The sequence below is a fragment of the Pseudarcicella hirudinis genome, from assembly GCF_900115665.1.
GTDB lineage: Bacteria > Bacteroidota > Bacteroidia > Cytophagales > Spirosomataceae > Pseudarcicella > Pseudarcicella hirudinis.
Genome location: NZ_FOXH01000017.1, coordinates 95,589 through 107,601 on the forward strand (window position 1 = coordinate 95,589; position 12,013 = coordinate 107,601).

The following is a 12,013-nucleotide window of genomic DNA, read 5'->3' on the forward strand; positions in this document are numbered from 1 at the left end:
ATGAATTTTATTGAAGCAGCACTTAAATATAAGCATCTCACGCTCTCGGTCTTGTTGATGCTATTTGCCATTGGCGTAAATTCATTACTTGAAATGCCTCGTAGAGAAGATCCTAAAGTTACGATTCGCCAGGGGCTTGTAATTGCCCTGTTTCCCGGAGCAAAACCCGTACAGGTAGAAAATCAAGTAACGAAAAAGTTAGAGCAATATCTATTTCAATATGAAGAAGTAGATAAAACCAAAACCTATTCTACTACCAAAGACGGAATAGCAGTAATCAATGTTGAACTTACCGAAAAAGTAAAACAACCTGATATCTTTTGGAATAAGCTCAGACATCAGCTTTTAATTTCAAAAGAGGTAGATTTACCCAAAGGAGTACAAGGCCCAATTGTTGATTCCGACTTTGGAGATACCGAAGCTATGGTAATTGCCTTAGAAAGTAACGATGCCACCTATGAACAACTAAAGGTTTATACCCAAAAAATGGAAGCCTCTATTCGCACTTTGCCCGAGGCTTCAAAAGTAAAACGCATTGGAGAACAACAGGAAGAAATTGTAGTGTCGTCGAGTTCAGAAAAATTATCTCGCTATCGTATCAATCTCTGGCAAGTAGTTAATTTGTTACAATCTCAAAACAGCATTAATGCTACTGGTAAAGTAAAAAACGAAAATACCGAAACGTCTCTTTATACCAGTGGGCATTATCATACAGAAAACGACCTGGCCAACCAAATCATTGGTACTTCTTCGACTGGGGCAGGCATGAAATTGGGAGATATAGCCTCATTACAAAGAGATTATGCGGAACCGGAAAGCATTATTACAGTGAACGGCAATAAGGCTATGTTGCTTTCAATACAAATGCACGAGGGTAATAATATTGTAGATTTTGGAAAAAAAGTAGATGCAAAAATCAAGGATGTACAAAAACTGATTCCTTCCAGTATCAAAGTAACTACTTTGGTATCACAACCCACGTTGGTTGATAAAAACATTTCACACTTTATCAAAGAGTTTTTTCTGGCAATTGTTTCGGTGATAATAGTAGTTATTCTGTTATTACCTTTCAGAATTGCCTCGGTAGCAGCAATGGCAATACCTGTAACTGTTGCTTTAACTTTTGCTTTGATGAATACCTTCGGGATTGAATTACACCAGGTTTCATTGGCTGCATTAATATTGGTGCTGGGAATGGTCGTTGACGACGCCATCGTTATTGCCGATAATTATGTAGAACTGTTAGACGAAGGTGTAAACAGATGGGATGCAGCCTGGCGAAGTGCTTACGACCTCATCATTCCGGTTCTGACAGCTACTATTACCATTATTGCCTCGTTTATGCCAATGGTTTTACTTAGAGGATCAACAGGTGAATTTATCTATACATTGCCCATTACGGTTGCCATTGCTTTAATTGCCTCTTACTTTGTGGCTTTGGTACTTACACCTTTGTTATGCTATACTTTTATCAAAAAAGGTTTGCATAGTAATAGTTCAACAAGTGACGAAAGTAGCCCGAAGAAAGAAAAGAAATCAGTATTGACCTATATGCAAGATGGCTACAATGTCGCATTAGACTGCTGTGTTAGATTTCCAAAACTTACCATACTGGGAAGTACTGGATCAATAGTGGTAGCATATTTTTTAATGACTAATGGTGTCCGCGAACTCTTTTTCCCACCAGCAGAACGCAATCAATTTATCATAGAAGTATGGATGCCTACAGGTACAAAGATTGCCGAAACTCAAGAGGTAATTCTAGAAGCCGAAAAACTTATCAAAATTGATAACAGAGTAAATTCTTACGCTACTTTTGTCGGGACATCTGCTCCACGGTTTTATTACAATTTCGCCCCTGAAGTACCAACTCCCAATTATGCGATCATTCTGGTAAATACCACCACAGAAAAAACCGCCGAAGAGTTAAGCGCAGAGCTCAGAGAAAAAGTAAAAACCTTAACTACCGAAGGTACTTTCTTTGTAAAACTGATGCAACAAGGTTCGCAATTGATTGCTCCTGTAGAAGTTCGAATTGTCGGTGAAGACATTGCTCAACTTAAAACCATCGGTAGCCAGATAGAAAGTATTTTAAAGAAAAGTAAGGGCAGTGTTTTAGTAAGAAATGATTTTGCAGAAGATAGCTATGGCATTGATATAAGAGTAAAAGAAGAAGCCCAAAAACTTGGTTTTACTACTTCAGGTATTGCTCAAATGGTTTATACTGGTTTTAGTGGTTATCCGGTTTCTACGATTTATGAAGGAAATAATCCTGTCAATATTGTACTACGATTAGACAAAGACTATCGAAAAGATACCCAAGATTTAGAAAATATCTATCTGACATCGCCTGTTAGCAACGAAGAAGTACCACTTCGACAGATTTCTGACCTGATTCCGCAGTGGCAAACGGGAAAAATAATGCACCGCAACGGCGTAAGAACTCTAACAGTACAAAGCGAAACCATGCCGAATGTTTTGCCTGCCGAATTACTCAGTGAAATCAAAGGCGATATAGATAAATTAAAATTGCCAAGTGGTTACCGAATTGAATACGGCGGCGAAGAAGCAAATAAAGATGAGGTATTTGTAGATATGGTAAGTGCCATGCTGATTAGCTTAGTTCTTATTTTCTTTATCTTACTTTTCCAGTTCAAAAACCTCAAAGAAGCATTCATTATTATGCTTACAATTCCTTTGAGTTTGTTTGGAGCAATCTTCGGTTTATACATTACAGGAAACAACTTTAGTTTTACGGCTTTCATTGGTTTGATTGCACTGTCTGGAATTGTAGTTCGGAATGCCATTATTTTAGTGGACTATACTAATATCTTGATTAAACAAGGTATGGACATCCGAACAGCGTCTATCCTTGCAGCTCAACGTCGCTTACGGCCTATTTTTCTTACAGCAATGGCGGCGGCTATCGGAGTAATGCCAATGATTATTTCTAAATCTGCCATGTGGGCCCCGCTTGCCAGCGTGCTTGCTTTCGGAGTAATCTGGAGTATGATTATGGCATTGCTGACTGTGCCAGTGCTGTACATTGCTTGGATGAAGCCAAAAGATAAAAATCAATTTTTACAAGATTCAAAAACACTTGTTTTCCATGAAGTTTAATATCAAAAGCAATATTTTATTGCTACTCATTTTATTAATGAATGCTTTTGGCTTGAAAGCACAGTCGAGGCAAATATATTCTTTACAACAGTTGATAGAATCAGCCATGAAAACTAATCAATTACTTACGATTAAAGACTGGCAAATTCTGGAAAAAAAGAGTAAACTAAGAGAAGATAATATTAAAAAATACCCTGCGGCTTCTCTGGATGGAAACTATCAATACAACTTCAAACTTGCAGAACTTACCATTCCTGCGGGGGTACTTGGCTCTGTAACAACCAATACGGGACTCGAGCAATTGTTGCCACAAGAAAGTAGCAGATTTACCCTCGGTGAACGCAATACTTATGGCTTAGGTTTGTCTATATATCAGCCCATTAGTCAGCAGACGAAAATAAAAACAGGTATAGACATCAATCGTCTTGATATTCAACTAACGGAAAAAGAAAAACTAAAAGCCAGTCAGCAATTGCGTTTGTCCATTGAAAAACTGTATTATGGCGTATTAATCGTGCAGAAAAAAACAGAAGAATCAAAGGCAAATCTGGCACTTGTCAAAGCCAAACTCTATGATGCTGAAGGAGCTTTGAATGCTGGAAAAATAATCAGCGTAAGCATATCTGGCCTGCAAGCAAGTATCGCAGAAGAAGAACAAAACCATATGAAACTGACAATTCAAGCGCAAGATTATCTTAGTGATTTGAGCTACCTAAGTAATATTAATGTTGATTCATTAGTGTTGAGAGATACTGACTTGAAGGAAGAATCACTTAAAGTATTGAATGAATACAAAAATGATGCAGTCGCCAACCCAGATTTACAAATAGCACAGCTAATCAAAGAAAAAGCTTTACTTGGCGTAAAAGCAGCACAACAAGGAAATATTCCGGATGTAGGTGCTATTGCCGGTTACTCGTATCAATTCGGAAATCCGATTTTACCAACAGTGAATCTATTTGTTGGGTTAAATTTAAAATGGAATTTGCAAGATCTTTTTACCAATAAAGAAGTATTAACCCAAAGAACTTTTCAAGTAAAGCAGGCAGAAGAGAATATTTCTTATCTCAAAAATCAATTGAATAGTGAATTGGCGAAAGCTTGGCGAAAAATTGATCAATCAAAAATTCTGATTGGTGTTGCCCAAAAAGTAGTGAAGTACCGCAACAATGCCCTCAAAGAACAAACCGATAAAAATGCATCAGGGATGAATATAAAAACAGAGATACTTGAGGCACAAGCCCACTTGTCACAAGCCGAAGTCGATCTTTATTCAGCCAAATTATCTTATTTAATGGCTGTCGCAGAACTAAATAGTCTGATTGGCAAGTAAACAACTTTCTCTTTTCATCAGCAACTGATACTCCGTGTATTAGTTGCTGATTTTGACTTATAGCAAATGTTAAATCCCTCCGAAGGAGCTTTTACGATGACGGTGATAAAATCAATGAAACATGTATTGTTTATCATGGCAAATTATTGAATACTTATGCCAGAATCATGAGACTTTGTAGCCATAACCAATGTTGAGTTATTGGTTTCCGAACAGATTAAAACCTGACTGACAAAGTAACTTTCAAAGGTAAATAACAAGAAACAAAAACCTATATTGTGAACAGAGTTGCTCATAGGAGAAGTGAATGTCTATCTACTTATTATCCGTATTAATTTATTCCAAAATCTACTCTTAGGGTTCAGTATCATGATATGTTGATGGCTTTTTTATTTGATTAATTGGATATCAAAACTCAGCACGTCGATAGTTTCTGAATTTTTTTATATTTTTTCAACCAAAAAGAGTATGAAAAATCTATCATTGACTATTTCAGTATATAATGAAAAATATAAATCATCTTATTGAATATTTCTGAAGAATAAATAAGAAACTCCATGATTTTCAAAATCACAAATTAATGCTTAATCGATTAATTACTATAAAAACAAACATTAACAAAAGACATTATGATATAAAAGCACAAAAGATAGAATAAACGCATTCCACTCCCATTCTATCAATCAATTTCATTTCAGAATAGATTTCGCACCTGATAAGTGCGCAGGCATTGTATTGACAAATTTTAATTAAATTTCTTTAAACAGCTTATGAAAAACAACTTACAGTTTCTGAAAACAATACCGGATCACGGTGTATTCAGTATTTCCAACATTTTCCTTGAAGAGATATATAGAGGAAAACGCATAAAACACATTACGTATATTAATATCTGTTAATACACAATTTCTCTAAAATATAATCTGAGAAACTTTTTTATAATCTCTTTGAAAAAACAAAGCCTTATTGCTATGAAAAAAATCAAATACTTAATTGTCTTACTGACAATGATTATTACCAATGCTAATATGCTGAACGCCCAGACCTTTGTACATCCGGGAGGAGTACACTCAATGGCAGATTTGAATAGGATAAAAGCAAAAGTTTTAGCGCAGGAACACCCCTGGATTGATGGCTGGAATAATATGATTCAGGATTCAAAGGCTCAAAAAACCTATGTTGCAAACCCTTCTACAACCATAGGTGGTTCTAATGGTATTCGTCAACAAGCTGCCAGAGACGCAACAGCTGCCTATTATAATTTATTGCGTTGGCATGTAACGGGCGACACTACTTATGCCAGATGCGCTGTGAATATTTTAAACGCATGGTCTGGTAAAATTAATGCAGTTGTAACAGGCGAATTATTCCAATTACCGATTATGACAATGGTGCAGGCGGCAGAGATTGCCCGTACATATCCCGGTTGGGCTCAGGCAGATATAGATAGATTCAAGTATATGTGTCTTAATTACTTCTACCCTGCGTGTCATAATTTCATCGGTAGTTGCGGAAGTTGGTCTGGCTGGGATTTTCCTGCTGCTGCAAATATTCTTTATATCGGGATTTTTTGTGATGACCAGGCAAAATTTAATGAGGCCGTCGATTATTATAAAAATGGTGCCGGAGGTGGAAATATCAACAACATGATTCCATTTCCTACCGGGCAAATAGCCGAAATGGGACGAGACCAGCCACATGCTGAGATTGGTCCGGGTTGTGCAGCAGAGTTTTGCCAGTCTGCTTATAATCAAGGCATCGACTTATTTAGTTATGCAAACAATCGATTATTAGCGGCATTTGAGTATTTCAGTAAACATAACTTGAATTACCCTGGCAGCTGGACAGAATACAACGATTGTGTCAATAATCATTTTTATTATCCGGCTTCTCTGTGGTCTAATAGAATTTCTGCCAATCCACAGCTTGAGATTGTCTATAATCATTATGTGGTGAGAAAAGGACTAAGTGCACCTTATACAAAAGCAATGCTTAAACTACGGGGTATTTATCCAACATCCGGCGAATACTCTGGTTATAATGCCTTGTCTTTTACGTTAGATGCTACCCAATCTCCTTTTACAACACTATCAACCCCAGCTGCTCCTACTAACCTAACTGCCAAAGCAAGTATATCTCGAATAGAATTATCCTGGACACCTCCGGCAGGAGATGTCGCTAGTGGTTATGTTATACAACGATCAACCTCTGCCGGAAGTGGTTTTCAAACCATCGCAACCAATAATTATGAAATAAAACTAACTTATGTAGATAAAAATCTAACAAACGGTACAACTTACTATTACCGTGTTGCTGCCATCAATAGTGCAGGAACGAGTAGCTATTCTTCTGTAATAAGCATTGCTCCTGTAAACGGCAGCGCTACAATGCCCCAGGATTGGGCATTAAGAGATATTGGTACAGTACCAGTTACTGCCACAGCTTCTTACAACAGTGTGAATAACAAAACATTTATCATAAATGGTACAGGGTCATCTTTTGGCGGTACTACTGACAGTCATGGTTATGCATATGTAAATGCATCCGGCGATTTTACAATCTCTGCTCGTTTACATGATGCAGATTTATCAGGGAGCAATGCAGATAGAATTGGTATCATTATGCGAGAATCTTTTAGTCCAAATGCTACAATGGCATCAATTGGTCTTCATGATAACGGTTTTAGAAAAGTATGGTTTACCCGCCGTACTTCGACCGGAGGGAGTGGGTCCTGGACTAATGGAAATACACATACCTGGCTTACAGTATGGTTTAAGCTAAAACGTACGGGTAACGTCTTTACAGCATATCAATCACAGGATGGCGTAACATGGTTTGAAGTAGGTTCGGCTACAATTCCTATGTCAAGTTCTTCTTATTACGCGGGGTTATTTGTAAGTAATGGCTGGACAACTACATCTCCGACCACAGCATATTTTGACAATATAGCAACCTCCGGGACTATACTAGCAGGTAATAATACTCCATCGACGCCAACAGGATTAAAGCTTAATCGTGCAAATAAAAAAGTAATCTTAAATTGGAATGCTGTAGAAGGTGCAACTTCCTATAATATAAAAAGAGCAAATTCAGGTACGGGTACTTATACCACTATTGGTACAGCAGCTACAAATGCCTATGCAGATTCAAGTATTACTTATTGCACTGCAAATAATGTTTTTTATGTAGTTTCTGCAGTTAATCAGTTTGGTGAAAGTTCAAATGCAACTGCCAATAGTTTATCAATCCCGAATAAACTCTCAGGAACAATAATCGGTACAGCAGGTTCATGGGAAAACGTAGCCACTGCTACCAAGGAAGCAGCAATGGATGGCGATATTAATACTTTTTTCGATGCTGCTACAGGTTCAGCATGGGTTGGTTATGATTTAGGCGTTTTAGGTACTATCACAAAAATCAGCTTTGCTCCAAGAGCAACTCATCCAAGCAGAATGGTTGGTGGTATTTTCCAAGGTTCAAACTCTGTAGACTTTAGTAACCCAACGACATTGTTTACAGTTTCAACCGCACCAACAGTCGGTACTATGACCGAACAAATCATCAATAATAACTCAACATTCAGATATATACGTTATTTATCACCTAATAATGGTTTTGGAAACGTTGCAGAAATTGAATTTTATGGTATTGCCGGCTATGCGCCACAAATTACCAGCCCTGCCAACATTATTACTTCCATAGATTCTATTGTAAATTATGTCATTGTAGCCAATAATAATCCAACGCTAATATCTGCTTCTGATTTACCAACGGGATTATCTTTAAATACTTGTACTGGTATCATTACGGGAGCACCTACTCTTGCAGGAACATTTCCCGTTACTATTGGAGCTTCAAACGAATTTGGCTCAAATAATATCGCATTAACGATTGTAGTAAAAGAAAAACAAGTTATCAACTTTGGGCACATTTCAACCAAATATATTGATGATTCAGATTTCGAAGCAGGAGCAATAGCTTCTTCCGGCTTAACCGTAACTTACATTAGCTCTGATACGACAGTCGCAAAAATTATTGATAATAGAATACGCATTGTTGGAATCGGAAACGTAACCATCACTGCTTCACAGACAGGTAATACCACATATAATCCTGCTAGTGCGGTTTCCCAAACTTTTACAGTACTATCAACTTTAAAAATCAAGTATCAGGATGGTGACGGAAACACTTCCAACAATCAAATTAAGCCATACTTAACTTTGGTGAATGAAAGTACAAAGGCAATTCCATTGCATGAAATTACTATCCGTTACTGGTTTACACCTGAGAATTATACCGGTATTAACACTTTTATTGATTATTCGCCTATTGGCAATGATAATGTAAAAATGACTTATGTTTCTTTACAAAAACCACGTAATGGAGCATTGGGCTATATAGAGTATAGCTTTCTATCATCTGCTGGTGACATAAATGCCAATGCGACTTCTGGCGTTATTCAATCGAGATTGGCTAATGCCGATTGGAGTTTATTAAACGAAACTGATGATTATTCATGGCTAGATGCACCTTCCTCTGTTTTTCAAAATAAAATTACAGCTTACAGAAATGGGAAACTGATTTGGGGAACAGAACCTTCAGAAGCTACCTTTTTACGAAAAATCAATGTGTATGCAGATTCAAAAACAGTAGCTAACTATAATACAATAAGCACTTTTATGTCAATCAATAATGATGGGAATATTCAACTTGATTATAAGGATATAAAAGTAAGATATTGGTTTACAAAAGAAGGAAACACTAATCTCAATGCTTTTTTTGATTATATTAAGCTAGGAAATGACAAAGTTTCCGGAAACTTTGTAAGTGTTAATCCTACACGCCAAGGCGGAGATACTTACTTTGAAATAGGTTTCAACGAATCAGCAGGTACCCTATACCCTTTGTCTAATTCAGGTAATATTAACTATAGAATAGCAAAGTCAGATTGGTCTGATTTTAATCAGAGTGACGATTACTCTTATTCCAATAATAATGCTTTATTATTAAATGAACACATAACATTATACCACAAAGGAATATTAATTGCTGGTGAGGAGCCTGTTTCAGCTATCGGAAACAATAGCCTCGTCGTAACGGGATCATCAGAAAGAAACCCGGCCCCGAATTTATATACTTATCCCAATCCTGTCAACAGTAATACCTGCTATGTAAAAATTGCAAGTGATATTATTCTCGAATCGGAAGTACAAATCCAAATCTATAATTTTTCAGGCGCGAAGGTTTTAACTAAAACCGTTTCAAACTCCGATTCAAATATTTTAGCGATAGATTTACCTGAATCTTTAACAAATGGAGTGTATCTTATTCAAATAAATCAGTTACCAACTTCAAAAGTTATCTTACAAAGATAATGTTTGCTGAATCAAGAGCTCCTTTGGAGTTCTTGATTCTATTTTCTAATCGATTGTCATTTGTATAAATCCTCCGCATTACCTCCTGCTTTCTTATCTCTCTAAAATAAAAATTTTATAAAAAACATAATGTAAGGGGTATCCAACCAAACGTATTGCATCTTTCAATCACTAAAGTTATTTCGTAACAGTATCCGTAACAATAAAAGTATGCGCAATTCCAGAATCTTATTTATTTGTTTGATTTTTTTATATCGACAGCTCTGTCAAGCACAGTCACATTATCCTGGCCAGCATCAAGGTAAATTTGCATTGAATGATAAATTTACTCCAGCGGTTTACGCTTTTGATTTGCACAATGTCCGATTACTGGATGGTCGTTTTAAAGATAATATGCTGCGAGAACAAGCATGGCTCCGTCGGTTAAATACCAGACAATTATTACATAGTTTCCGCAACAATGCAGGTATTTTTGATGCCAACGAGGGTGGATATTTTTTAATAAAGAAATATGGAGGTTGGGAATCTCTTGACTGTGATTTACGAGGACATACCACAGGCCATTTGCTTTCAGGATTGGCCTTGATGTATGCACAAACAGGTGATGAATACTACAAACTAAAAAGTGATAGTCTAGTAAAAGGTCTTGCCGAGGTACAAGCGGTGTTAAATCAAGAAGGCTATTTGAGTGCTTTTCCCCAAGAGCTTATCAATCGTAATATAGCAGGAAAAAGTGTATGGGCTCCTTGGTATACTTTGCACAAAATATTTTCTGGCCTTATCGACCAGTATTTATATTGCGATAATCAACAAGCCCTTAACGTAGCTGAAAAAATGGGTATGTGGGCCTATAAAAAACTACAAAATGTTGATTCTAATCAACGGTCAATTATGCTTCGCAATGAATTTGGAGGTATTAATGAATCTTTTTATAATCTATATGCTATTACCGGTAAGAAAGAATATCAGTGGCTTGGTCAATTCTTCTACCATAATGAAATCATTGATCTGTTAAAACAACGAAAAGATATTTTAGCTCCAAAACATGCCAATACCTTTATCCCAAAGCTACTGGGACTTACTCGGAATTACGAATTAGATGGTCTGGGTGACAGCGATACTATTGCCAAATTCTTTTGGGATACTGTAATAGAACACCATACTTTTGCCACAGGTAGTAATAGTGATAAAGAACACTTCTTCAAACCAGATGAGCTTTCTAAACATCTGACAGGTTATACAGGAGAAACCTGCAATGTGTACAATATGCTCAAACTTACTAAGCATTTGTTTACCCATACAAGGGAAATGAAGTATATTGAATACTATGAAAAAGCCTTATTTAATCATATTTTAGGTCAGCAAGACCCTGCTACGGGTATGGTTTCCTACTTTTTACCGATGTTAGCGGGAGCTCATAAAGTATACAGTACGCCCGAAAACTCTTTTTGGTGCTGTGTTGGCAGTGGATTTGAAAATCATGCTAAATATGGAGAGAGTATTTATTACCATGATGATAATGGCGTTTTTATCAATTTGTTCATTGCTTCCCAACTCAATTGGAAAGAAAAAGGCCTGACGCTACAGCAAGAAACATCTTTCCCTGCATCAGGGCAAACTCGTTTTATAATTACAACAGCGCCTACTCAACCCTTGGCACTTCATTTTCGTTTTCCCTCTTGGGCAAAATCTATGAGTGTTTTACTTAATGGGAAACCACAAAAAATCAAAACATCTGCGGGGAGCTATTCTACATTGTCAAGAATCTGGAAACCCAATGACATAGTAGAAATATCCTTTCCGATGGAACTTCAATTGAAGGCTACAAACGACAATTCCAGCAAAGTATCTATTACATATGGCCCTATCGTGTTGGCAGGTAAGCAAGGTTCGGTACAAATGGAATCGCCAGCACCTTATTCAGACCCAAACAAATACAACGATTATTATACTTATCAATATAATGTTCCCGCTAATATAGTTACTAAGCTGGATATAAATAATCAGAACATAGCCGAATCAATCGAGGCAATGGCTGATCAACCACTTACGTTTAAGGCCAAAAAGGAGGGTATTATTTTGCAACCATTATATAATATCCACCACGAACGATATGTAGTTTATTGGGACTTAAAATAGTGGAATGGTTTAATATGAGTCAATTAATATAGTTACAAGTTAAAAG

4 protein-coding genes are annotated in these 12,013 nt (G+C 36.8%); all 4 read left to right on the forward strand.

Translation table 11 applies throughout. The features are described from left to right. Positions 1-3,120 carry an efflux RND transporter permease subunit gene (locus tag BM179_RS21985; RefSeq protein WP_092019332.1) on the forward strand — a complete coding sequence of 1,040 codons (3,120 nt, stop codon included), beginning with the start codon at positions 1-3 and terminating at the stop codon, positions 3,118-3,120. Beyond that, positions 3,110-4,453: a TolC family protein gene (locus BM179_RS21990; protein ID WP_092019333.1), complete on the forward strand. Its 1,344-nt coding sequence runs from the start codon at positions 3,110-3,112 to the stop codon at positions 4,451-4,453. The genes BM179_RS21985 and BM179_RS21990 overlap by 11 nt, the downstream gene beginning before the upstream one ends. Before the next feature lie 971 nt (positions 4,454-5,424). Beyond that, a complete protein-coding gene (locus tag BM179_RS21995) occupies positions 5,425-9,828 on the forward strand; it encodes a cellulose binding domain-containing protein (RefSeq protein WP_092019334.1) in 4,404 nt (1,467 codons plus the stop codon). A gap of 210 nt (positions 9,829-10,038) precedes the next feature. Beyond that, a complete protein-coding gene (locus tag BM179_RS22000; protein ID WP_092019335.1) occupies positions 10,039-11,967 on the forward strand; it encodes a glycoside hydrolase family 127 protein in 1,929 nt (642 codons plus the stop codon). The last annotated feature ends 46 nt before the right edge of the window (positions 11,968-12,013 follow it).